Genomic DNA, 21,827 nt, shown 5'->3' with positions numbered 1-21,827 from the left:
TCGGCGCTCCTCACAGCGGCGTGTCTCCTGGTGTGCTCCTGCATGTGCTCCTGATGTGCGGACGTGCGGTTGCCCGGTCGCCCCGGCCCCGCCGCGGGTTCCCCGTCCCGGCCCGGTCCGGTCCGCGCCGGGGACGCGGGCGGCGTGCTCGCGCGGGTCAGGACTGCTGCGGTACGACGGCCACCGGGCAGGGCGCGTGGTGCAGCAGGGTGTGCGCGACACGGCCCAGTTGGAGGCCGAAGCGGCCGGTGCGGCGGCGCGCACCGATGACCACCAGGTCGGCGGCGGCCGCCCGGTTCAGCAGGACGGCGCGGGCCGGGCCCTCGACGGTCGCGGGCCGCACCCGCACCGAAGGGTGCTCGGCCTCCGCCTCGTGCAGGGCCGCGTCCAACAGGGCGCGCGCCTCCTCCTCGTGCCGGTGCGCCGGGTCCCCGGCGAGCATCGGACGGTCGGCCGGCTCGTGCGCGGGGGAGCGCCAGCCGCGTACCGCGTCCAGGGTGCAGCCGCGGGCCTCCGCCTCGCGGAAGGCGAACCGTACGGCGTCGCCCGCTGTCGCGGGTTCGCCGACACCGAGCAGGATCCGCTCGTGGGTGCCGGCCAGGCCGGCCTTGTCGCCGCGGACCACGACGACGGGGCAGTGGGCGCGGGCCGCCACCGCCAGCCCCACCGAGCCGAGGAGCAGACCCGCGACCTGCCCCCGGCCGCGGGAGCCGGTCACCAGCACGGAGGCGTTGCGGCCTTCGTCGAGCAGGACGTCCACGGCTTCGGCGGGGACTGCCTCGGTGGTCAGCTCCACGTCGGGGGCCCGGCGCCGGACGCGTTCGGCGGCCGAGGCGAGCAGGGCGTCCACGGTCACCGCTTCGGGCGGGTGGGCTGCCGGGCCGACCGGGAGGCTGCCCTCGTAGCGCTCCCACAGCGACCCGTAGACCAGCCGCAGCGGCAGACCGCGCCGGACGGCCTCGTCCACCGCCCAGTCGACTGCCGTGAGGCTCGGGTCGGATCCGTCGACGCCCACGACCAGGGGCAACGCCATGTCCCTCACCGCCTTTCCGGGCTGCGCCGCCGTACGGCACGGGACGCAACCCCTCGACCGTCAGCCTCGCATCGGCGGCGGGACCGCAGCAGGGGCGATTCGGCCCCCGCCGGGGACCTTCGGCCCAGCCCGCCCGGCGGGCTGCCGCGGTGCGGCCGGAGCGGGGCGGCGCCCGGACGGGCGAGTGCGGGCCGGTCGGCCCCGGGGCCTGCCCGGTCAGCCCCTGTGCCGCCGCCCGGTCGGGCCGGACGCTGGATTGGTAGGGAGGTGCGCCGTGGCCGTGAACCGGTTCCGGCTCCCGGACGCCGCGTCTGGCGGGGCGTCCGCCTCCCGTTCCGGCACATCGAACCGCGCGAACGAAGGGGTACACGCGATGACGGCTCCGTTCCTGCTGCTCGTGGCTCTGGGGGTGGGCACCTGGCTGGTGTTCCACAGCGGGCTGGTCCTGGGTCTCGTCCTGATGGGCGCCGGTCTGCTCGGGCTGATGCTCTTCATGGCCACCGTGGGCGGCCGGCAGCGGCCCGGTGAGAACGAGACGGTCATCGAGGAGCGGCACTACATCGGCCGCCATGACGACGACCACCAGCACTACCGGCACTGACCGCCCCGGCCGCTGCCTTCACCCCTGTTCGTCCCTGCTCGTGCGAGGGAGCCGCACCGTGTACACCGAAACCGTGAGACCGCCGCAGCCGGCCCGGCTGACGGCGCAGTTGGACGAACCGCTGTCGCGCTGGCTGTGGCTGGTCAAGTGGCTGCTGGCGCTTCCCCACTACATCGTCCTGGCGTTCCTGTGGGTGGCGTTCGTGGCCGTGAGCGTGGTGGCGTTCTTCGCGATCCTGTTCACCGGCCGCTATCCGCGCTCGCTCTTCGACTTCAACGTCGGGGTGCTGCGCTGGAACTGGCGGGTGGCCTACTACGCCTACGGTGCCCTGGGCACCGACCGGTATCCGCCGTTCACGCTCGCGGACGTGCCGGACTATCCGACGCACTTCGACGTCGAGTACCCGGAACAGCTGTCCCGCGGCCTGGTCCTCGTCAAGTGGTGGCTGCTGGCCATCCCGCACTACCTGGTCGTCGGCCTGTTCCTGGGAGGAACACGGGCGCCCTGGGCCGACTTCGGGCTCATCGGGCTGCTGACGCTGGTCGCGGCGGTGGTCCTCGCGTTCAACGGCAGGTATCCGCGGGACCTGTTCGACCTGGTGATCGGGCTGAACCGCTGGGTGCTGCGGGTGGCCGCCTACGCGGCCCTGCTCACCGACGAGTACCCGCCGTTCCGCCTCGACCAGGGCGGCGACGAACCGCCCCGGCCGGCCGGCGGCGCATCGCCGGGGGCGGCGGACGGTCAGCCGCCGAAGGAGGCGTACGACGAGCAGCCCGGAACGGCGGGCGGGGAACCGCCGGCGGCGGGCGGCGACGTGCCCGGGAGGCCGGCGTGAACGCCGGCGCCGGACTCCGCCTTCCGGTTCCCGCACGGCTCGGTGGGCCCTCCGGTGGCCGCCGCCGTGCGGGGACCGTTCGGCGGCGGGGCGGACCGCTCGGCCCACTCGCCGCCGGCCCGGACCGGCGCACGGTGGAACCCTGAGGCAACGGGGAGGCAGCCATGGACGAACAGACCGACGACAAGGGCATCGTGGTGGGCGTCGACGGGTCGGCGGCGTCTGTCGCCGCGCTGCGCTGGGCCGCCCGGCAGGCGCGCGCACTGGACGTGCCGGTGGTGGCTGTGCACGCGTGGGAACCGGCCGCCGAGCCTGCCCCCTACGCACCGGCCTCGGCGCGGCTGTCCGTCGCCGAGCGACGGGAACGGGCCGCCGAGGCGCTCGCCGGGACGGTGAGCGCCGCCTTCGGCCCGCAGGCGGGACCCGGGGTGCGGGCCGTCCTCGCGGAGGGGCCGGCGGCGCGGGTGCTGTTGCGGCAGGCGCAGGGTGCGGTGCTGCTCGCGCTGGGGCGCCGCGCGCACGGGCGGTGGGAGCTGCCCGCGGTGGGCGCGGTGGGCCGCGAGTGCCTGCGGCACGCGCGGGTGCCCGTGGTGACGGTGCCCGTGACCGAGGGTTCGGTCCCGCGGCCCCGGATGGCCGGCACGCCCGCGCTGACCGGCAGCGGTGCGACCTGAGCCGTCGGACGGCCGGGGCGGCACGGCCGCCGGGCGGGGCCCGCACCCGAGTGGGAGCCCGAGCAGGATCGAGGTAGAGGAGATCATGGACGTTCTCGTGGGATACGCCACCGCCCACGGTTCGACGCGCGGGATCGCCGAGCGGCTCGCCGCCCGGCTGGCCGCCGCGGGCCTCACGACGGAGGCGAGGGATGTGCGCGAGGTCGACGACGCCGACGCCTACCGGGCCTTCGTGCTCGGCAGCGCCGTGCACGGGCAGACCTGGCTGGAGCCGGCCAGGGCGTTCCTGCGGGAGAACGCCGACATCCTGGGCGAGCGCCCCGTGTGGATCTTCAGTGTGGGCATGCCGGCCGCGCTGCGCGGTCCGTGGCGGCGGATGGGGCCGCAGGAGATACCGGTGATCGCGCAGAGCCTGCCCAGTGCCCTGCCCTACCGCGATCACCGCCTGTTCTCCGGCGCGGTGCGTCCGGAGCAGCTCCCGCTGCGCGGGCGGTTCGTGTTCCGTCTGCTGGGCGGCCGGTTCGGCGACTACCGGGACTGGGAGGCGATCGACGGGTGGGCCGGCGACATCGCCGGGGCGCTCCGGCACGGCCGGGCGGCAGGGCGGCCGTGAACACGCGGCCCGGCCGGGCAGCCCCGCGGCGGGCCGACCGCCCCTGCACCGGGGCCGGTCGGCCCTGGTGACCGGCCGTCGGGTGTGGTGTCCTGGAATTGACGGGAAGGACCCGACCGAGGCGCGGGGAAGCGGTTGACGGACGCGCACCGCGCAATGAGGATCCGCAAGAAGCGGATGAGTCCTTCCCGCCCCTTTCGTGTCTCCTGACTCTTGTCTCTTGACTCCTGTCGGTGTCGTGCTCGGACCCGCCGGCACGGCCGCACCGCGCTCCGCGGCACCGCCAAGGCCTCGAACGGCGGGCGGCACCCCCGTACCCCTCCCGGTCGCCCTCGGTGGTCCCGCGCAGTGCGGGCGGACGAGTCCGCCGCGTGCCCGGCCGCGGCACGGCGTGCCCGGCGTCCCGGGCCCAAGGGCCCGGCACCGGGACCCGGTAGGCCCGCGCCGGGCGGTCGCACGGGCGGTGCAATGGAAGTACGGCAGGCTGGTATGCGCGCCCACGCGGCGCGCGCGCCGGAGGAGGTGGCCCATGCGGTTCCGGGATCGTACGGATGCGGGTCGTCGTCTCGCCGCGCGACTGGAGCACCTGCGCGGGGCGGACCCGGTGGTGCTGGGTCTGCCGCGCGGCGGTGTGCCGGTGGCCCGGGAGGTCGCCGACGCCCTGGGCGCGCCGCTGGACGTTCTGGTGGTTCGCAAACTGGGTGTGCCGTGGCGGCCGGAGCTGGGCTTCGGCGCCGTCGGCGAGAGCGGGGTACGGGTGCTCAACCGCAGTGTGCTGGCCGAGACCGGGCTGCGGCCGGCGGGGCAGGCGGCCGTCGAGGAGAAGGAGCGGGCCGAACTCGACAGGCGTGTCGCGGCCTACCGCCGGGGCCGCCGGCCGCGTCCCGTGACGGGACGCACGGCGGTCGTCGTGGACGACGGCGTGGCCACCGGCGCCACCGCCGAGGCCGCCTGCCGGATCGTGCGCGGCCAGGGCGCGGCCCGGGTCGTGCTGGCCGTACCGGTCGGCGCGGAGGAAGCCCTGCGGCGGCTGGCGGGGGCGGCGGACGAGGTGGTCTGCCCGGAGCGGGCGCAGCGGCTCGGTTCGGTGGGCGCCTGGTACGACGACTTCACGCAGGTCGACGACAGGGAGGTGACCGTGCTGCTGGCGGAGGCGGGGAACGCGGCGCCCGCGGCGCCCGCCGCACCGGCCGAGCACGGTCGGGTCGTGGTGCCCGCCGGGCGGGTTCGGCTGGCCGCGCGGCTCGACGTACCCGAGTCCGCGCCGGCCGTGGTCGCCTTCGCACGCGCCGCGGACGGCGGTCCGGACGGCGACGGGGCCGCCGACACGTTCGGCCGGGCCGGACTGGGCACGCTGGTCCTCGATCTGCTGACCGAGGACGAGCAGCGCAACCGGCACAACGTCTTCGACATCGTGCTGCTGGCCCGCCGGCTGTCCGCCGCCACGCTGTGGCTGCGCCGGCGCACCGGCCTGCCGGTGGCGTACTTCGCCGAGGGCACCGGCGCCGCGGCGGCACTGGAGGCGGCGGCCGAACCGGCTGCGGACGTCCGGGCGATCGTGAGCGTGGACGGCCGCCCCGACCTGGCCAGGCCGGCGGCTCTCGCCCATGTCCGCGCGCCCACCCTGTTCCTCACCGGCGCGGAGGACGCGCGGCTGCCGGGAATGTGCCGGCTCGCCGGCGACTGGATGGACTGCGAGAACGGGACCGTCGTGCTGTCCGGGGCCGGGGCGTCGGTGGTCGAGTCGGCCCGCGACTGGTTCACCGGGCACCTGCTGGGCGTGGCTTCCTGACGGCTGCGCCGTCCTCGGGCCCCGGCCGACGGGCGCGGGTCGGAGGACGCGGGCCGTGATCGGTGGCCGTCAGGGGTGGCCGGGCCCGGCCGCCCAGCGGCGGCGGACCGCGTCCTCGTGCTCGGCCTGCTCCAGGGCCGCGTCCGCGTCCGCCAGGGCCGCCTCCAGCCGGGGGATCCAGTGGCGGCGCAGCGCCCGGACCCGGCGGCGGGTGCTGCTCATCTCCTCCTCGACTGCGAGGACGGCCGCCCGGGCCGCCGCGTGGTGGCCTGCCGCGCGGAGCGCCTCCGCGTAGGCCGCCGCGGCGTGCAGCAGGGCGGTGTTCGCCGGGTCCGGCAGGTCCGGGTCGCGCTCCCCCGCGGTGCACGCCGCGTCCTGCGGGTGCCGGACGCCCATGGTGGCGGTCCAGGTGACGTCCAGGCGGGCGGGGCTCACGGCGGCGTAGGCGCCGAGGGCGTCCTCGCCGTCGAGCAGCAGTCCGCGTCCGAACCAGCGTTCCGCCCGCCTCAGCCCGGTGTGCCAGCGTTCCCGCTCCGCCTGTTCCGCGCGGACGAGGACCTCGTGCCGGGAGCGCAGGACCCGCAGCTTGCGGTCGAGCAGGTCCGCGCCGCGCCGGGCCGCGGCGAGGCTGCGGTGCGTCCGGGCCCGGCCCGCCCGGCCGGGCGCGGTCCGCGGTTCGGCCATGCGATCACCCCTCCTCCGTCGCGCCGTGGGCGTCCAGGAAGGCCTCGGGCAGCATCGTGAGCTGGCTGCGCGGCAGGGTGAGCAGCACCCGCCAGGCCCGCTCCAGGGTGTCCGCCAGCGGGCGCACCTCGGATCGCCCCTGGTCGACGAGGCCGCGGGCGAACGCGTCGTCGAAGTGCAGGTAGCGCTCGTCAGTCGGGCTGAGCGCGGCCTGTCCGACGAGGTCGGCGAGCTCGCGGACCTGGCGGGCGCGGGCCAGCGCGGACAGCAGTTGCGCGGCGACGTCGAGGTGGTCGTCGCGGGTACGGCCCGGTCCCGCGCCCTTGCGCATCAGCCGGGACAGCGAGGACAGGGCGTCCACGGGAGGGTAGACGCCCTTGGCGTGCAGGGCGCGGGAGAGCACGACCTGCCCTTCGGTGATGTAGCCGGTGAGGTCGGGCACGGGGTGGGTGATGTCCCCCGCGGGCATGGTGAGCACGGGCAGGACGGTGACGGATCCCGGCAGGCCCCGGATGCGGCCGCAGCGCTCGTACAGCGAGGCCAGGTCGCTGTAGAGGTAGCCGGGGTAGGCGCGCCGGGCGGGGACCTCGCCGCGGGCCGCGGAGACCTCCCGCAGCGCCTCGGCGTAGCTGGTCATGTCCGTCATGACGACGAGGACGTGGCGGCCGCCGCCGAAGGCGAGTTCCTCGGCGACGGTGAGGGCGATGCGCGGGGTGAGGATGCGCTCGATGACGGGGTCGTCGGCGGTGTTGAGCAGCAGCACCAGCGCGCCTGCGGCGGACCGTTCGGCGAGGCCGTCGCGGACCAGGGCGGCGTCGGCGTGGGTGACGCCCATGGCGGCGAAGACGACGCTGAACGCCTCGTCGCCCACCGTCGACTGGGCGGCGATCTGCACCGCAAGTTCCAGGTGCGGCAGGCCCGCGGCGGAGAACACCGGGAGCTTCTGCCCGCGTACCAGCGTGGTGAGGGCGTCGACGGCGCTGATCCCGGTCAGGACGGCGTCGGCGGGCGGCTCGCGGCGCACCGGGTTGAGGGGCAGCCCGCCGACGGCGGAGGTGGAGTCGCCGAGGACGGGCGGGCCGCCGTCCAGGGGTTCGCCGCGGCCGTTGCAGACCCTGCCCAGCCAGCCCGCGCCGACCGGCACGCGCAGCGGCGAGCCGGTGAAGGCGGCGCGCAGCCGGGCCGGGTCCAGTCCGGCGGTGCCCTCCATCACCTGGACGACGGCCGTGCCGCGGTCGCTGTCCAGGACGAGTCCGTGCCGTTCTTCCCCGGTGTCGGTGGTGAAGCGTACGAACTCGTCCCAGCCGACGCCGTCGACCTTGTCGACGACGGCGAGGGGCCCGCGCAGTTCCCGTACGGACGTGTACTCGACGCGTCCCCGGTCCACCGGTCCGTTCACTACGCCTCCCCGAGCCGGTTCAGCAGGCTCTCGCAGCGGTCGCGGACCGTGGCCGCGTCGTGCGGCCCGGCCTCCTCGCGGGCGCGCAGGAGGGGGGAGAGGTCCATGGCCTCGATACGGGCCGCGGGCACGCCCCGGGCGACGAGTTCGCGGCAGCGGGACACCACCGCCAGGACGGAGTCGGCGAGCGCGGCGGTCTTCTCCGGCCCGCTGTGGGCGTCCCGTGCGGACAGTGCGCTCTGCTGGAGCAGCGCCTCGCGGGCCAGGCGGCCGCCGAGGACGGTGATGCGTTCCTCGTCGGGCAGGGCCGTGATGCCGAGCAGGTCGACCAGGTCGGCGAGCCGGTCGGCGTCGGCGAGCAGGCCTGCCACCCGGGCGCGCCGCGCGGGGCCCTCCGGGTCGCCGGTCTCAGCCGTCCGGGCGCCGAGCGGCTCGGCGTCGCGGGAGAACGACTCGGCCCAGCCGACGGCCGGGTAGTGGCGGGCGTAGGCGAGTTCCCGGTCGAGCGTCCACAGGCAGCGGACGAAGCGCTGGGTGTGGGCGGTGACCGGTTCGGCCATGTCGCCGCCGGGCGGCGAGACGGCGCCGACGACGGTGACGGAACCGGTGCGTCCGCCGAGGGTGGTCACCGCACCGGCCCTCTCGTAGAAGGCGGCGATCGCGGAGGCGAGGCCGGCGGGGTAGCCCTCCTCGGCGGGCAGGGCGCCGGTGCGGGAGGCGAACTCGCGCAGCGCCTCGGCCCAGCGGGAGGTGGAGTCGGCGATGACGACGACGTCGAGGCCCAGGTCGCGGAAGTACTCGGCGACGGTGACGCCGGTGTGGATGCCGGCCTCGCGGGCCATCATCGGCATGTTGGAGGTGTTCGCGACGATCACCGTCCGGTCGGCGAGCCGCCCGCCGGTGCGCGGGTCGGTCAGCTCGGCGAACTCGTCGATGACGTCGGCCATCTCGTTGCCGCGCTCGCCGCAGCCGATGTAGACGATGGCGTCGGCGTCGCACCACTTGGCGATCTGCTGGAGCAGCATGGTCTTGCCGGTGCCGAAGCCTCCGGGTACGGCGACCGTGCTGCCCAGGGCCACCGGGAAGAGCAGGTCGATGACGCGCTGCCCGGTGTGCAGGGCCCGGAGGTCGTCCCGGCGTTCGCGGATCGGTCGCGGCCTGCGCACGGGCCAGTACTGGGTGAGGCGGATCTCGGTGTCCGCCACGGTCGCGACGACGTCGTCGGCGGCGAGCGGGCCGGGGCCGGCGACCCGCCGTACCGGACCGGCGCAGCCGGGCGGGACGAGGACCGGCAGGGCGAACGGTGCGGCGTCGCGCACCTCGCCGAGGACGTCCCCCGGACCGAGACGCTCGTCGGGGACGGCCCGCGGTGCGAAGTCCCAGCGGCGCGGGTCGTCCCGCGGGCCGCCGACCGCACCGGGTGCCAGCCGGGTGCCCGCCGTCGACAGGGGGCGCAGCAGTCCGTCGAACACGCCGCCGAGCAGGCCGGGGCCGAGCGGCACGGACAGCGGCCGGCCGGACGCCCGGACGGGCATGCCCGGCGCGAGGCCGCCGGTGTACTCGTAGGCCTGCACGGTGACGACGGCGTCGCGGATCGCGACGATCTCCCCGGGCAGCCGGTGCGGGCCGAGCGCGACCAGGTCGTGCATGGCGGTCCCGCCGTCGAGTTCGGCCTCCACGAGCGGGCCGGCGACCCGCAGGATCCGGCCGGCGGCCCGGTCGGGCCGCGTCAGGGGGCCCACAGTTCCTCCACCTCGTGCGCCGGGACCAGGTCGAGGGTGCGTGACGCGAGCGCGGTCAGGCTGCAGTCGATACGGCGGCCGGGGGCCCGGCCGGTCACCCCTCCGCCGGGAGCTTCGCCGATCCGCGCCCCGGGTCCCAGGGCCTGCCGCGCGTGCGCGGCCAGGCGGCGGCGCAGCTCCGGGTAGGCGGGGGTGCCTTGCAGGGCCCGGGCGCCGTCCGCCACCTGGCGCCGCAGTTCCTCCCAGCAGGCGCGCCGGGCGGCGAGGTCCCGGGCGCGGGCGGCCCGTGCGGCGCGGGCTAGCTGCGCGCCGCGTACGGCCTCGGCGTCCGCGGCGCCCTGGCGGCGGGCCTCGGCGAGGATCCCCGCGGCCTGCTCCTCGGCGGCGGCGCGCCGGGCGGCGGCATCGGCGTCCGCGGCGGCCAGCAGCGCCTCGGCGTCGGCCCGGGCGTCCGCGAGCAGGCGTTCGCGGACCGGGGCCAGGGCGGCGTCCGCCCCGGCGGGCAGCGGGGTCCTCATGGGGGCATCACCGCGGTGAGCGGTTCCTTCGCATCGACCCGCGCCGGGCCGAGCGCGGCGGCCGCGGCGGGGGTGACGATCACGAGGCCGACGTCGGCGGGCAGGGTGTCCCAGGCGGCGACCACGCGGTCCGGGGTGTCCGCCGGGAACACGGCGACTCCGGCCGCGGACAGGCCGAGCACCCTCGGTCGTTCTCCGATGGCCGCGATCCGGGCCATGGTCAGGCCTTCCCGATCAGGATGACGGCGACGACCAGCCCGTAGATGGCGATGCCCTCGGCCAGGCCGACGATGACCATGGCCCGGCCGAACAGTTCGGGTCGTTCGCTCAGCGCCGCGAGTGCGGCGGCGCCGGTGTAGGCGACGGCGATGGCCGCGCCGATGGAGGCTCCGGCGACGGCGATGGCGGCGCCGATGAGGGCCGCCGATCCGGAGCCGGAGCTCTGGGCGGCCGCGGCGGTGGCGGCGTCGGCCTGCGCCGAGCCGCCGCTCAGTGCGGTCAGCAGCAGTGCCAGGCCGCCGGCGAGCAGCGCCGCGTCCGCCGCGAGGAGCGTGCGCAGGGCGGAGCGTGTACGGCGGCGCAGCAGTCGGCGGGTCGCGGCGAAGGCCGCGAGGAGCACCGGCAGGGCGATCAGCCAGGCGATCACGTCGTCACCTCCGTGGTGGGGGTACGGGTACGACCGCGCGCCGGGTGGGCGCGGAGGTTCGGGAGGCGGGGGCAGGAGGGTCGGGGGCGGACACCGGGGAATCGGGGGCGGAGGCCGGGGAGCCGGGTGCAGGCGCCGGAGGGCCGGGCGCGTCCGGGGGCCGGGCGGGCGGCTTCCCGTGCTGCACCGGCGGGTGCCAGGGGCGGAAGGGCCGCCCCTCGGCGTCGAAGACCCGGGAGAACAGTTCGTAGAACTCCAGGCGCAACGCCTGGACTCCGGCGACCAGCGCTTCCAGGGCGAAGGTGAGCGCGTTGCCGGCGGCGAAGACGACGACCGCCGCGGCGAAGGCCGCGGGACCGGCGCCGGCCAGGGCGGTGGTGCCGGCCCAGACGATGCCGCCGAGGGCGGCGTGCGTCAGCCCGAAGGCGGCCAGCCGGGCGAAGGAGACGGTGTTCGACCCGATGCGCACCACGATGTCGAAGAGCTGGACCCCGGTCTGCAGTGCCCCGCCGGCGCCACCGCCGGACGCGGTGTAGAGGCCGATGGCGGCCAGAGCCAGACCGGCGGTGCCGAGCAGTCCCCCGCAGGCCGTGAGGACCGGCGTGTGCAGCGCGAGACCGCCGATGACGCCGGCCAGGCCGAGGAAGACGGCGGCGCCGGCGACGCCGGATGCCGCGTACAGGGCCCGGCCCGGGCCGCCTTCGCGCCACCGGTTCGCGATCCCGCCCGCGTACGCCAGAGCCAGCAGGACCGCGCCGAAGGCGACGGCCCAGCCCAGCAGCCGCAGGGGCTGGTCCATCGGGTCCAGCCACAGCGCCGGCAGCACTCCGGTCGGACCGAAGAACTCGCCGTACGCGATCCCGGCGAGCATGCTGGTCAGGCCGGCCCCGGCGAGGAGCGGCCAGGCCCGGTGCAGTGCAGGCCACCGGCGGGGGCGGCCGCCGCGGATCAGCAGCGCGCCGACGAGCAGCAGCAGTCCGTGGCCGGCGTCCCCGAACATCAGGCCGAACATCACCAGGTAGGCGACCGCGGCGGGCCAGGTGGGGTCGACGTCCGCGTAGGGGACGGTGCCGTAGGTGCGGACGAGGGGCTGCAGGGAGCGCCGTACCGGGCCGGTGTCGGGCAGCCGGGTCGGCGGGTCGATTCCGCGCGGGCCGCGCAGCGGCACCAGCGAGGCTCCCGCGGCGGCCAGCAGGCGGCCGAGCCGGGGTACGTCGGCGGCCGGGCACCATCCGGCGAGGGCCGCCGTCGTTCCGCGCCGCACCGCCGCGGCACGCAGGCCGTCCAGCTCCGCCTCCCCCGCCAGCAGGTCGGCACGGCCCTGCCGCTGCAGGGCGCCGAGGTCGGGCGGCACGGCGGCCAGACGGGGAGGCGCGGCGGCTTCCGCTGCGGGCACGGGAGGCGCGGCGGCTTCCGCTGCGGGCACGGGAGGCGCGGCGGCTTCCGCTGCGGGCACGGGAGGCACGGGAGCCGCGCCGAGTGCGCGGAGGCGGCGGGCGGCCTCGCCGTGCTCCTCGCGGCCGGCGTCGCCGGGGCGGTCGAACTCGACGCATCCCGCCTCGGCGACCCGCACCAGCGCGGCGCGCAGCGCGGCCTCGGGAGCGACGACGGCGACCCGCCGCATCCGGGTGGGGGTGAGGGACTCGGCCCGGTCAGCCCAGGAGCTCATCGAACGCCTCCCGTGCCCGGCCGCCGTGGGCGGCGCCGGCCAGCGCGGCGCGCACCCGCCAGGCGTCGGCGCGCAGGACGGCGACCGCGCCCACCACGGTCGCCAGGTCCTGCCGTGCCGCGCCGAGCAGCCGCTGCCCGTCCCGCTCGACGCAGGACCACCGGCGGGCCTCGGCCCGCCACAGGTCGTCGGGCCGCTCGATCCCGTCCAACACCCAGCGGGCGGCCGCGGGGAGCCGGGCGCGGAAGGTGTCGAAGTCCGTCGCGCGCACGGTGTGCGGGCCGAGGAGGACCGCGGCGTGCCGGGCGGCGGGGCCCGTCGGGGGGCGTCCGGACAGGAAGATCTGCCGGGCCGCGAGCAGGGCGGCGTCCCCGGCCGCCCACCGGGCCGCCGGGGGGCAGACCACGGCGGTTCGGGCGGACGCCGACAGCCGCATGGCGGTGATCATCGCGGCCGGGGACTGCGTCCCGGGGTCGCCCCAGCGGGAGGTTGCCAGCACGGCGCGCACCTCGGCCGCGGTCCCGGCCCGGGCGAGCCGCGGCCAGGCCGTGGACAGCGCGCCGAGCGGGTGCGGCGGGGGCTGCGGCGCACCGGTCAGGGCGAGCAGATGGGCGCGGGTGTTGTCGATCTCGAAGTCGGCGGCCAGCGCCCGGACCGCGGTGGAGCCCGGCCGCGGTTGCCAGCCGGCCAGCACCCGGAGCTGCCAGATCAGCGCGCCGGACACCGCGTGGCCGGCCGCGGCGGCGTCGGCGTGCACGTCCAGGCCGCGCCGGTAGGGGGTACGGGCCAGCGCGCGCAGCGCTTCGGTCAGGGACGGGGCGGCCGCCACCCGCCGTACCGTGTCCGGTCCGGCGCGCCCGGCGGCCATGGCCCGGGCCCGGGTCACTCCGGCGACCCATCCCGCGCCCACGGCGCCTCCTGAGCCGACCCGTCCGCCCCGGCGTCGGAGCGGTCCCGTCCGGGTCGGTCCGGGTCGCTTGCCAGTTCGTCCGCCATCCTCGACACCAGGCGCGCGGCCAGGTCCGGGGTGCGGTCCCGGGCCCGCTGCCGCAGTCCCTCCGCCGAGCGCTGCGCCGCGCGGTCGATGCGCGCGGCCTCGGCGGCCGCTTCCTGCCGGGCCCGTTCCGCCGTCTCCCGCCGGATGCCGGGGGCGCGCTTCCGTGCGGCGCGTACGATGCTCTCCGCGCTCTCGGCCGCGGCGCGCCTGCGTGCGGCCGCCTCCCGTTCGGCGGCGGCGCGGATCGACGCCGCCTCGGCCTCGACGGCGTCGAGCAGGGCGAGCGGCGGCTGGAGTTCGGCGGTGATCTCGGCGGTGCGGTCGGCCGGCACGGCTCCGCCGACGGCCGGCCCGGGTGTTCCGGCCGGCCGGAAGCGCGCGAGGAGTTCTCGGAACCCGGGCATGCGCACCTCCCGACGCCTCGTGCGGGGCCGCTGGTGAGCCGGCTCGTGCGCGTCGTCGTCCGGCTCGTACCACGTCCTCGGTTCACGCTAGGCCGGGGGCCCTGGGCGGCCACAGGGGCCGAGCGACCTGCGGAAGGGGCCGGGCGGCCCTGTGTCCGTCGGCACCCGACGCGAGGGTGCACGAAGCGCGGGCATGTCCGAGCGGGCTTCGTGCAGGTGCGAGGCGGTCCGGTCCCGGCAGCGGCAAGCGCCTTGGCACCGGGTTCCCGGACCGGGACCCGCCAGGGCGACGAGGGTTCCGCGGGAGTCCTGGGGGCATACCTGTTTCCCCTGTCCTGGCCGATACCGCCGACATCGACCCGCCGGGGTCCGCGTACCCTGCCCGTGGCGCAGTGCGACGGTTTTCCGCAATGTGTCGCACTCTCAGTCGGTGCCCCGGTCCAGCACCCGGCCGGTGTCGGCGATCCGGCAGACGAGTACCACCGTCACCAGGAAGGCGGCCGCCGCCGCCAGCAACGTCACCTCGTAGTACGGCCCGGCACCGAACCGGGTGACCGCGTAGGCCGCACCCGTGCCCACGAGGGCGGCGCACGCCAGCCTCCCCACCAGCACGACGGCCGGCGGCCGCCGGCGAGTGTCACCGCTCCTCCTCGCTCCCGGCCCCTCGGCCAGAGCCTCCCGCCCCGCCGTCACGCAGGCCGCCGCGGCCAACACCGCGGCGGCGCCGGCCGACAGCGCCGGCGTCCCGAACATCACGCCGTACCGCACGGCCAGCGCCGGCACGAGGAACAGGGCGAGCCAGGCGCCCAGGCCGTGCCGCAGGAACGACAGCGCCAGACCACCGAAGGCCGGGCCGCCACCGAGCCGCGATGCTCCGCGGCGCAGGCCCGCCAGTGCGCCGGCGGCCCCGAGCAGCACGGGCAGTCGCTCTCCCAGTCGTCCCAGGTTGTAGAGCAGAGCGGTGTCGTACACGACGAGCACGAGCACGCCCAGAGCACCCAGCGAACCGACCAGGACGAGCAGGCCGGAGACGGTGGCGGGGGTCCGCCCCTCCCCCGCGTCCCGCGCCGCCATACGTGCGATGCACCACGGCGTGACGACGGCGGATACGGCCCGCACGACGAGGTCGTCGACGGTGTACGGGTTGTACAGGTCCCACTCGACCAGGCAGAAGACGGCGGTGTACGACACGGACGCCAGCGGCAGCAGCACGGACCGGGCCAGTCGCCGGTACAGCCCGGCGTCCAGCCAGCGCACCACCGTCATGAACGCCAGCAGCACGAAGGGAAGTTCGAGGAAGGCCTGCACCCGGAGCACGGAGGGCGCGAGGAGCGCCGGCGCCGGCCACACTTCCGCCAGCCATCGCAGCACCGGCTCGCCGGTGGCCGTGTCGAACCACCCGGCCGGAAGGTACCGCGCGACGAACGCCGGGTCACCCCCGTGCACACGCAGCACGTACACCGTGAACAGCACCTGGTTGACGTAGATCACCCCGGTCACCACGGCCAGCGCGCCGAAGGGCGCGAGGGAGCGGCGCCGCTCGGGCGCGAGAGCCCGGGGGCGGCGGGCCGGGACGCGCGGGGCGAACCCGAGGGCCGCCGCGGTCGACGCGAGCACCACTGCGTCGACGAACCCCCGCACGGTCATCGCCGGGGATTCGGATCGAGAGGGCTCACGGCCGCTCCACGCTGAGACCGACCCGCCTCGAGTCATGGGGGAACTTCTCGGAGACGACGACACAGGAGCCCTTACCGCCCCGGAACTTCAGGGACGCACACCTGCCCTTCAGCCCGTCGGGGAAGCACTCGTCCCTCCCCGACTGCTGCCATCGGGTGGTGACCGAGTCGAGACATGACGAGCCGGACACATCGCCTGAAAGACCGGAGTCGGCACACCCGGCAACAAACAGAAACGACACCGGGACCGAGCTGATCACCCTGGCCGAATGCCGCACAGCACCCCCCTGTCGCCCATCGATACTCAACAGTACGAGGACCCTCGACGGGACGCCTCACAGGGGTCGGCACAGGGATCGCAGCCGCCGACCCCAAGCCACCGGGGAAACCGGGAAGTGCAGCCGACACGCAACCGGCGCCCCGAGGATGTCGACCGGTCCGCTACCGCCTACCGGCTGCCGGCGCGTTCCACCAGGAACGCGACGGCGCCGTCCAGGGTGTCCAGGCGCGGATAGTCGTCCTCGTCGATCGGCAGGCCGGTGCGCTCGGAGAGGATCTCGACCAGGCTGAGGAAGTCGAGCGAGTCGAGTTCGAGCACGTCCCGGAGGCGTTCGTCGGGCCTTACCTGGCTGAAGTCGGCGTCCGGGACGATCCGGGTGACGGATTCGCGGACGATGGTGCGTGCCTCTTCGGCGTCGATGGTCTGCATACGGCTCACAGCTCCTCGGGGGTGTGCAGCAGTCGGTCGACCGCGGAGAGGTAGCGGGCGCCGACGGCACCGTCGGTGGCGCGGTGGTCGGCGGAGAGGGTGGCGGTCACGACGGGGCGCACGCCGAGCAGCCCGCCTTCCGCCCAGGGGCGTTCCACGACCGCGCCGAACCCGACGAGGGCCACCTGCGGAGGGTGGATCACGCCGAACACCGCCTCGGTGCCCTGATCGCCCAGGCTGGTGACGGTGAGGGTGGCGCCGGCCAGCTCGCTGCCGCGCAGCCGTCCCCGGCGGGCCCGCTGGACGAGGTCCCGTAGCGCGGCCATGGTCTCTTCCGGGGTCAGCGTGTCCGCGTCGTGGATCACGGGGGCCATGAGTCCGCCCTCGCGGAGCGAGACGGCCACCCCCAGGTGCACTCCGCGGCCGGGGACGAATCCGCCGTCCTGCCAGAAGCCGTTGAGCTGCGGTACGGCTCGCGCCGCGGCGGCCGCGGCTTTCAGCAGCAGCGCCGCGGGGACCATTCGTTCGGGCGGCGGCCTCCCCCGGTCGTGGCGCTGCCGCCATTCCTCGGCCGCGGCGAGATCGATCGTGGTGGAGAGGTAGTAGTGCGGGATCTCCCGCTTCGAGCGTGCCATCTGGGCGCCGATGGCGTGCCGCATCGCTTCCGTACGTGCCGCGGCATCCGCGGGCGGCGGTGCTGCGGGAGCGGTCCGCGCGGCGGGCTGTCGCGCCGCCCCTGCCCCTGCCGGAGCTTCGGCGGCGGAGGCTCGTACGTCGCCGGCCCGGACCGCGCCGCCCTCCCCGCTGCCGTGCAGGGCCTTCAGGTCGACGCCGAGTTCGTGGGCCAGCCTCCTCGCATAAGGGGTCGCGCGCACCCGGGACGAGGAAACCGGTGCGGCCCGCTCGACGTCGGCGCGGGTGATCCGGCCGCCGCGGCCGGTGCCGTGCACGAAGGCCGTGTCGACGCCTCGCAGTTCGGCGAGGTGGCGCACCAGCGGCCCGGCAACGGCGGGCGGTTCGGCGCCGGTGCCGGGCGCCTCGGCGGGCTCCCGGGGCTCGGCCGGTGCCGCCGTACCGGGCGTCTTCGGCGGAGCGGGGCGCTCCTCCCCCCTCGCGAGAGACGGCTCCTCCCGCGCGGGCACCTGCGCTGCGGGTTCCGGCGGCGCGGGTTCCGGCGGCGCGGTCGCCGACGGCGCCGGTCCCGGTGGGGCCGGTTCCGGTGGGGCCGGTTCCGGTGGGGCCGGTTCCGCCGGGGCCGGTTCCGCCGGGGCGGGCGTCGCGCCCGCCTCGATCAGCGCGAGCGGCGTACCGACCGGCACCCGGGTGCCGGGTGCGACGAGCAGCCGTCGCACCGTGCCCGAGGTGAACGACTCGACCTCGATGGCGGCCTTGTCGGTCTCCACGACGGCGACCGCGTCGCCCTTGCGCACCGCGTCGCCCGGACCGACCAGCCACTCCTGCAGCAGCCCTTCGTCCATGTCGGCGCCGAGCGAGGGCATGGTGAACTCGGCCATCTCAGCCCGCCCTCCGGTCGGCCGGCCCGCCGGTGGCGCCGCCGGTGAAGGGTGCGGGCCGCACGGTGCGGCGGGCCGCCGCGACGATGTCGCCGGCCTGGGGCAGCGCGGCCTCCTCCAGCCGGCGCGCGTACGGGATGGGTACTTCGGCGCTGCACACCCGCTCCACGGGCCCGTCCAGGTCGTAGAAGCACTGCTCGGTGAGGCGCGCGGACACCTCGGCGGCCAGACTTCCGGTACGCCAGCCCTCGTCCACGACGACCGCGCGGTGGGTACGTGCCACCGAACCGGTGAGGGTCGCGTCGTCGAGGGGGCGCAGGCTGCGCAGGTCCACGACCTCGGCGCTGATGCCGTCGCTCGCCAGGTCCTCCGCGGCGGCCAGCGCCTTGGGCAGCGAGCCGCCGTAGGTGATGACGGTGACGTCCGTGCCGGGCCTGCGTACGGCGGCCCGGTCGAGGTCGACGGGTCCCGCGTCGACCGGGAGGTCGTCGGAGGTGTTGTAGAGCCCGCTGTGCTCGAAGATCAGCACGGGGTCGGGGTCGGCGAGTGCCGGGGCGAGCAGGTGGCGGGCGTCGGCGACGGTGGCCGGTGCCAGTACCCGCAGCCCGGGGATGTGGGCGTACCAGCCCTCGAGGCTGTGCGAGTGCTGCGCGGCGAGTTGGCGGCCCGCGCCGGTGGTCATCCGGATCACCACCGGTACCGGCAGCTGACCGCCGGACATGTGCAGCAGGGTGGCGGCGTTGTTGAGGATCTGGTCGAGCGCCAGCATGCTGAAGTTGACCGTCATGATCTCGACGATCGGCCGCATCCCGGCCAGGGCGGCACCGATCCCGGCGCCGACGAAGGCGGACTCCGACAGGGGTGCGTCCCGGATCCGTTCGGGTCCGAACTCCTCCAGCAGTCCGAGGCTGACCCCGAAGCAGCCGCCGTAGCGGCCGACGTCCTCGCCCATGAGGAACACCCGTTCGTCGGCGCGCAGCGCCTCCCGCAGGGCCTCGCGCATCGCCTCGCGGTAGGTGGTCTTGCGCTCGGCGGGGTCACCGGTGGTCGCGGCCATGGTCAACTCGCCTCCCGGGCCGGGCTGGTGACGTAGCGGAGCAGGTCGGAGACCGGCTCCTCGGGGGCCTGTTCGGCGCTGAGCACGGCCGCGTCGATCTCCGCGGTCACCTTCTCCTCCAGGCGGTCGAGGCCCTTGGCGGTGAGGACGCCCTCCTCCCTCAGGCGCGCGGCGAGCAGGTCGACGGGATCGCGCTCCTTCCAGCGTGCGATCTCCGCCTTGTCGCGGTAGCGGTCGGAGTCGTACATCGAGTGGGCCCGGAAGCGGTAGGTGCGCATCTCCAGGAAGTGCGGCCCGCTCCCGTTGCGCACGCCCTCCGCGGCTCTCCGCGCCGCGTCCGCCACGGCCGTGACGTCCATGCCGTCGACGGCCCGGGCCACCATCCCGTACCCGGAGGCGCGCAGTGCCAGGTCGGTCTCGGCCTGGTGGCGGGCGAGGGCGGTGCCCATGGCGTACCGGTTGTTCTCGCAGACGAACAGGAGGGGAAGTCTCCACAGTGCGGCGAGGTTGGCGGTCTCGTGGAACTCGCCCTCCGCGAAGGCCCCGTCGCCGAAGAAGCAGCAGGTGACGCGTTCTCGGCCGGACATGCGGTCGGCGAGGGCGAGCCCGGCGGCCAGAGGCAGGCCCCCGCCGACGATCGCGTTGCCGCCGTAGAAGCGGCGCTCCGCGTCGAAAAGGTGCATGGAGCCGCCGCGGCCGCGGCTGCACCCGGTGGCCTTGCCGAACATCTCCGCCATGACCGCCTCGGCGGGGATGCCGCGGGCGAGGGCGTGGCCGTGCTCGCGGTAGGTGGAGACGACCGCGTCGTCGGCGGTGAGGGCCTCGTTCACGCCGACGGCGACGGCCTCCTCGCCGATGTACAGGTGCATGAAACCGCGGATGCGCGCGGCGCTGTACAGCTCCACGCAGCGCTCCTCGAATCGGCGGATGCGCAGCATGGCGGCGAGCAGCGCGAGCCGTTGGTCGCCGTGCTGTCGGGCCTTCCGCGCGGGCCGCGGCCCGGCGGCCCCGGTCTCCTTCCGGCGTGCCGTGCTGCTCATGACTGCTCCTCCGCCTGCTCCAGGGTGGACGTGTCGCCTTCCGGCAGGCCGAGTTCGCGGGCGCGCAGCAGCCGGCGCATGACCTTGCCGCTGCGGGTGTGCGGCAGGTGCGGGTCGAAGGCGATCTCCCGGGGTGCGACGGCAGAGCCGAGCCGGCGGCGGGCGAAGGCCAGCAGGTCCTGCCGCAGCGCCGTGGTCGGCGGATGGCCGGGACGCAGGCTGACGAAAGCCTTGACGATGTTCCCGGCGACCGGGTCGGGACGGCCGATCACTCCGGCCTCGGCAACGGCCGGATGCTCCATCAGCGCACTCTCCACCTCGAACGGGCCGACGAGGTGTCCGGCCGACTTGATGACGTCGTCGGCGCGTCCGACGAACCAGTACCAGCCGTCGGCGTCGCGCCGCGCCAGGTCTCCGGTGAGGTACCAGCCGTCGGCGAACGCCGCGGCGGTCCGCTCCTCGTCGTGCAGGTAGCCGCGGAACATGGACGGCCAGCCGGGCCGCAGGGCGAGTTCGCCCTCCTCGTCGGGTTCCCGGAGTACGGTGACGCGTCCGTCGGTGATCGCGGCCCGTCCGTCCTCGCCGCGGCGCAGCACCGCGGCCTCCACACCGGGCAGCGGCCGGCCCATCGAACCGGGGCGGATGTCGCAGGCCGCGAAGTTGGCGATCATGATGGCGCCGGTCTCCGTCTGCCACCAGTTGTCGTGCACCGGCAGGCCGAGGACGTCCCGCCCCCACAGCACGGCCTCCGGGTTGAGGGGCTCGCCGACCGAGGCGACGAACCGGAGCGCGCTCAGGTCGAAGGAGGCGGGCAGGTCGTACGGCCCGGTCCGCGGCGTCGTCCGCATCAGCATCCGCAGCGCCGTGGGCGCCGTGTACCAGACGGTGACCCGCTGCTCGGCGAGGATGCGGTACCAGCGGCGGGCGTCGTAGTCGCCCTCGTCGACGACGACGGTCACGCCGTGGAGGAGGGGGGCGATGATGCCGTAGGACATGCCGGTGACCCATCCGGGGTCGGCGGTGCACCAGAACACGTCGCTGTCGTGCAGGTCGAGGGCGTAGCGGGCGGTGGCGTAGTGGGCGACGGCGGCCTCGTGGACGTGGACCGCGCCCTTGGGGGTGCCGGTGGTGCCGCTGGTGAAGTGCAGCAGGGCCATGTCGTCCGGCGAGGTCGGCGGGATGGTGAACTCGTCGGGGGCGGCTGCGGTGAGCGCCGTGAGGGAGCGGGTGCCGGGCAGGTCGTCCGTGCCGTCGCCGACGAGCAGGACGTGCTCCAGTCCGGGCAGCCGGTCGCGCACGCCGGCGACCTTGCGGCGGTACAGCTCGGCGGTGGTGACCAGGACCCGTGCTTCGCTCAGCCGGATGCGCTGGGCGACGGGGTCGGGGCCGAAGGCGGAGAACAGCGGGCAGAGCACGCTGGTGTTCTTCAGGGTGCCGAGGACGACCGTGTACAGCTCGGGGCACCGCCCGAGCAGGGTGGCGACCCGGTCGCCCCGCCCGACGCCGAGGGTGCGCAGCACGTGGGCGAACCGGGCCGTGGAGTGGGCCAGGTCCCCGTAGGTCAGGCAGGTGACGGTGTCGTCGCGGGCCACGCAGCGCAGGGCGACCGCGCTGCCGCGGCCGTTGCGGGCGTGCCGGTCCACGGCCTCGTGGGCGATGTTCAGCCCCCGTCCGTCGGGCAGCCCCTGCAGCCGGGCGCGCGCGTCCGACCAGGAGAAGGTGGCGCAGATCTTGTCGTAGTCGTCCAGGTGGGGCGGCACGCGCTGCGGCGCGTCCTTGCGGATCGTCTCCCAGGGCATGTCGGGTCCCCTTCCGTGGCTTCCCGTCTCATCCGTGGTCGTCCGTGGCGTGCAGGGCCTTTCGTGGGTCCCCCCGGTTCTCCGGGGGGGGTGCGCCGGCTCCTCGGGTCTCCCTCTCCGACCTTCGCGCGCCGCGGTGTGCCTCGCTGCGCTCCCTCGGTCCATCGGAGCGTCCTCAGGCTCACGGCCCGGCCCTCTCGGAGCCTCCCGATCCGCTCCCGGACCGCTTCCGGGCTTCTTGCGGGCCCACTGGGCCTCCGCGGGCCCCTGTCGGTTCCCGTCGGCCTCCGTCGACCTCCGTCGACCCGGGCGGGCGGGTTCCCCGAGGCCGCTCCGGTGTGCCGGGGCCCGCACTTCGACCCTCCGTCCGCGGGGCGGGGCATGCACTGGGCCGAACGGCCCGCACTGCGGGCCGGGCGGATCCA

General features: G+C 76.0%; 21 protein-coding genes. 5 read left to right on the top strand and 16 right to left on the bottom strand.

All coding sequences use genetic code 11. From position 1 onward, the window contains the following. Positions 1 to 157: 157 nt before the first annotated feature. A complete protein-coding gene (locus tag ACL02U_RS24910) occupies positions 158 to 1,033 on the bottom strand; it encodes a universal stress protein (protein ID WP_412793156.1) in 876 nt (291 codons plus the stop codon). A gap of 373 nt (positions 1,034 to 1,406) precedes the next feature. Between ACL02U_RS24910 and ACL02U_RS24905 the strand changes: the two genes are divergently transcribed. From ACL02U_RS24905 to ACL02U_RS24885, 5 genes are all read left to right on the top strand, one after another. After that, a complete protein-coding gene (locus ACL02U_RS24905; RefSeq protein ID WP_412793155.1) occupies positions 1,407 to 1,634 on the top strand; it encodes a hypothetical protein in 228 nt (75 codons plus the stop codon). 73 nt (positions 1,635 to 1,707) lie between these two features. Beyond that, positions 1,708 to 2,469, top strand: a complete 762-nt coding sequence (locus tag ACL02U_RS24900) for a DUF4389 domain-containing protein (protein ID WP_412793154.1) — start codon at positions 1,708 to 1,710, stop codon at positions 2,467 to 2,469. Between the two features lie 164 nt (positions 2,470 to 2,633). Beyond that, a complete protein-coding gene (locus ACL02U_RS24895; RefSeq protein WP_412793153.1) occupies positions 2,634 to 3,143 on the top strand; it encodes a universal stress protein in 510 nt (169 codons plus the stop codon). Between the two features lie 85 nt (positions 3,144 to 3,228). Beyond that, complete coding sequence (locus ACL02U_RS24890) at positions 3,229 to 3,756, top strand: flavodoxin domain-containing protein (RefSeq protein WP_412793152.1); 528 nt, start codon at positions 3,229 to 3,231, stop codon at positions 3,754 to 3,756. A 529-nt stretch (positions 3,757 to 4,285) separates the two neighbouring features. After that, the gene (locus ACL02U_RS24885) at positions 4,286 to 5,548 is read left to right on the top strand and encodes a phosphoribosyltransferase (protein WP_412793151.1); all 1,263 of its coding nucleotides are present in this window, start codon (positions 4,286 to 4,288) and stop codon (positions 5,546 to 5,548) included. A gap of 69 nt (positions 5,549 to 5,617) precedes the next feature. Here ACL02U_RS24885 and ACL02U_RS24880 read toward each other — a convergent pair whose 3' ends face one another. The 15 genes from ACL02U_RS24880 to acsA form a co-directional block, all read right to left on the bottom strand. Beyond that, positions 5,618 to 6,232 carry a V-type ATP synthase subunit D gene (locus ACL02U_RS24880; RefSeq protein WP_412793150.1) on the bottom strand — a complete coding sequence of 205 codons (615 nt, stop codon included), beginning with the start codon at positions 6,230 to 6,232 and terminating at the stop codon, positions 5,618 to 5,620. A gap of 4 nt (positions 6,233 to 6,236) precedes the next feature. After that, complete coding sequence (locus ACL02U_RS24875) at positions 6,237 to 7,631, bottom strand: V-type ATP synthase subunit B (protein ID WP_412793149.1); 1,395 nt, start codon at positions 7,629 to 7,631, stop codon at positions 6,237 to 6,239. Continuing rightward, positions 7,631 to 9,373 carry a V-type ATP synthase subunit A gene (locus ACL02U_RS24870; protein WP_412793148.1) on the bottom strand — a complete coding sequence of 581 codons (1,743 nt, stop codon included), beginning with the start codon at positions 9,371 to 9,373 and terminating at the stop codon, positions 7,631 to 7,633. Before ACL02U_RS24870 ends, ACL02U_RS24875 begins: the two co-directional genes overlap by 1 nt. Beyond that, positions 9,361 to 9,891 carry a hypothetical protein gene (locus ACL02U_RS24865; protein WP_412793147.1) on the bottom strand — a complete coding sequence of 177 codons (531 nt, stop codon included), beginning with the start codon at positions 9,889 to 9,891 and terminating at the stop codon, positions 9,361 to 9,363. The genes ACL02U_RS24870 and ACL02U_RS24865 overlap by 13 nt, the downstream gene beginning before the upstream one ends. Next, positions 9,888 to 10,109 (bottom strand): V-type ATP synthase subunit F, encoded by a 222-nt coding sequence (locus tag ACL02U_RS24860; protein ID WP_412793146.1) that lies wholly within the window; start codon positions 10,107 to 10,109, stop codon positions 9,888 to 9,890. Before ACL02U_RS24860 ends, ACL02U_RS24865 begins: the two co-directional genes overlap by 4 nt. A gap of 2 nt (positions 10,110 to 10,111) precedes the next feature. Further along, positions 10,112 to 10,537, bottom strand: coding sequence for an ATP synthase subunit C (locus ACL02U_RS24855; RefSeq protein ID WP_412793145.1), 426 nt, complete (start codon positions 10,535 to 10,537; stop codon positions 10,112 to 10,114). Between the two features lie 4 nt (positions 10,538 to 10,541). Next, complete coding sequence (locus ACL02U_RS24850) at positions 10,542 to 12,206, bottom strand: V-type ATPase 116kDa subunit family protein (protein WP_412793144.1); 1,665 nt, start codon at positions 12,204 to 12,206, stop codon at positions 10,542 to 10,544. Then, positions 12,190 to 13,116 (bottom strand): hypothetical protein, encoded by a 927-nt coding sequence (locus tag ACL02U_RS24845; protein WP_412793143.1) that lies wholly within the window; start codon positions 13,114 to 13,116, stop codon positions 12,190 to 12,192. Before ACL02U_RS24845 ends, ACL02U_RS24850 begins: the two co-directional genes overlap by 17 nt. Then, positions 13,089 to 13,607, bottom strand: coding sequence for a hypothetical protein (locus ACL02U_RS24840; protein ID WP_412793142.1), 519 nt, complete (start codon positions 13,605 to 13,607; stop codon positions 13,089 to 13,091). The genes ACL02U_RS24845 and ACL02U_RS24840 overlap by 28 nt, the downstream gene beginning before the upstream one ends. Before the next feature lie 423 nt (positions 13,608 to 14,030). Next, on the bottom strand, positions 14,031 to 15,254 hold the full coding sequence (locus ACL02U_RS24835) for a hypothetical protein (protein ID WP_412793141.1): 1,224 nt from the start codon (positions 15,252 to 15,254) through the stop codon (positions 14,031 to 14,033). 477 nt (positions 15,255 to 15,731) lie between these two features. Next, positions 15,732 to 15,992, bottom strand: coding sequence for an acyl carrier protein (locus tag ACL02U_RS24830; protein ID WP_412793140.1), 261 nt, complete (start codon positions 15,990 to 15,992; stop codon positions 15,732 to 15,734). Positions 15,993 to 15,997: 5 nt separating this feature from the next. Continuing rightward, a complete protein-coding gene (locus ACL02U_RS24825) occupies positions 15,998 to 17,506 on the bottom strand; it encodes a dihydrolipoamide acetyltransferase family protein (RefSeq protein WP_412793139.1) in 1,509 nt (502 codons plus the stop codon). A 1-nt stretch (position 17,507) separates the two neighbouring features. Continuing rightward, the gene (locus ACL02U_RS24820) at positions 17,508 to 18,563 is read right to left on the bottom strand and encodes an alpha-ketoacid dehydrogenase subunit beta (RefSeq protein WP_412793138.1); all 1,056 of its coding nucleotides are present in this window, start codon (positions 18,561 to 18,563) and stop codon (positions 17,508 to 17,510) included. 2 nt (positions 18,564 to 18,565) lie between these two features. After that, positions 18,566 to 19,603 (bottom strand): pyruvate dehydrogenase (acetyl-transferring) E1 component subunit alpha, encoded by a 1,038-nt coding sequence (gene pdhA / locus ACL02U_RS24815; RefSeq protein ID WP_412793137.1) that lies wholly within the window; start codon positions 19,601 to 19,603, stop codon positions 18,566 to 18,568. Then, the gene (gene acsA, locus ACL02U_RS24810; RefSeq protein ID WP_412793136.1) at positions 19,600 to 21,402 is read right to left on the bottom strand and encodes an acetate--CoA ligase; all 1,803 of its coding nucleotides are present in this window, start codon (positions 21,400 to 21,402) and stop codon (positions 19,600 to 19,602) included. The genes pdhA and acsA overlap by 4 nt, the downstream gene beginning before the upstream one ends. Positions 21,403 to 21,827 lie beyond the last annotated feature (425 nt).

It is taken from the genome of Streptomyces sp. MS06, from assembly GCF_047200655.1.
In the GTDB taxonomy this organism is placed as follows: Bacteria; Actinomycetota; Actinomycetes; order Streptomycetales; family Streptomycetaceae; genus Streptomyces.
Note: the sequence above shows the minus strand (reverse complement) of the source record. Positions and strands in the feature narration are given on the sequence as shown.

Coding starts and splice junctions, on each gene's coding strand:
- ACL02U_RS24910 (WP_412793156.1), bottom strand. CDS start 1,033: ATGGCGTTGCCCCTGGTCGTGGGCGTCGACGGATCCGACCCGAGCCTC.
- ACL02U_RS24905 (WP_412793155.1), top strand. CDS start 1,407: ATGACGGCTCCGTTCCTGCTGCTCGTGGCTCTGGGGGTGGGCACCTGG.
- ACL02U_RS24895 (WP_412793153.1), top strand. CDS start 2,634: ATGGACGAACAGACCGACGACAAGGGCATCGTGGTGGGCGTCGACGGG.
- ACL02U_RS24890 (WP_412793152.1), top strand. CDS start 3,229: ATGGACGTTCTCGTGGGATACGCCACCGCCCACGGTTCGACGCGCGGG.
- ACL02U_RS24885 (WP_412793151.1), top strand. CDS start 4,286: ATGCGGTTCCGGGATCGTACGGATGCGGGTCGTCGTCTCGCCGCGCGA.
- ACL02U_RS24880 (WP_412793150.1), bottom strand. CDS start 6,232: ATGGCCGAACCGCGGACCGCGCCCGGCCGGGCGGGCCGGGCCCGGACG.
- ACL02U_RS24865 (WP_412793147.1), bottom strand. CDS start 9,891: ATGAGGACCCCGCTGCCCGCCGGGGCGGACGCCGCCCTGGCCCCGGTC.
- ACL02U_RS24860 (WP_412793146.1), bottom strand. CDS start 10,109: ATGGCCCGGATCGCGGCCATCGGAGAACGACCGAGGGTGCTCGGCCTG.
- ACL02U_RS24850 (WP_412793144.1), bottom strand. CDS start 12,206: ATGAGCTCCTGGGCTGACCGGGCCGAGTCCCTCACCCCCACCCGGATG.
- ACL02U_RS24840 (WP_412793142.1), bottom strand. CDS start 13,607: ATGCCCGGGTTCCGAGAACTCCTCGCGCGCTTCCGGCCGGCCGGAACA.
- ACL02U_RS24835 (WP_412793141.1), bottom strand. CDS start 15,254: ATGACCGTGCGGGGGTTCGTCGACGCAGTGGTGCTCGCGTCGACCGCG.
- ACL02U_RS24830 (WP_412793140.1), bottom strand. CDS start 15,992: ATGCAGACCATCGACGCCGAAGAGGCACGCACCATCGTCCGCGAATCC.
- ACL02U_RS24825 (WP_412793139.1), bottom strand. CDS start 17,506: ATGGCCGAGTTCACCATGCCCTCGCTCGGCGCCGACATGGACGAAGGG.
- ACL02U_RS24820 (WP_412793138.1), bottom strand. CDS start 18,563: ATGGCCGCGACCACCGGTGACCCCGCCGAGCGCAAGACCACCTACCGC.
- pdhA (WP_412793137.1), bottom strand. CDS start 19,603: ATGAGCAGCACGGCACGCCGGAAGGAGACCGGGGCCGCCGGGCCGCGG.
- acsA (WP_412793136.1), bottom strand. CDS start 21,402: ATGCCCTGGGAGACGATCCGCAAGGACGCGCCGCAGCGCGTGCCGCCC.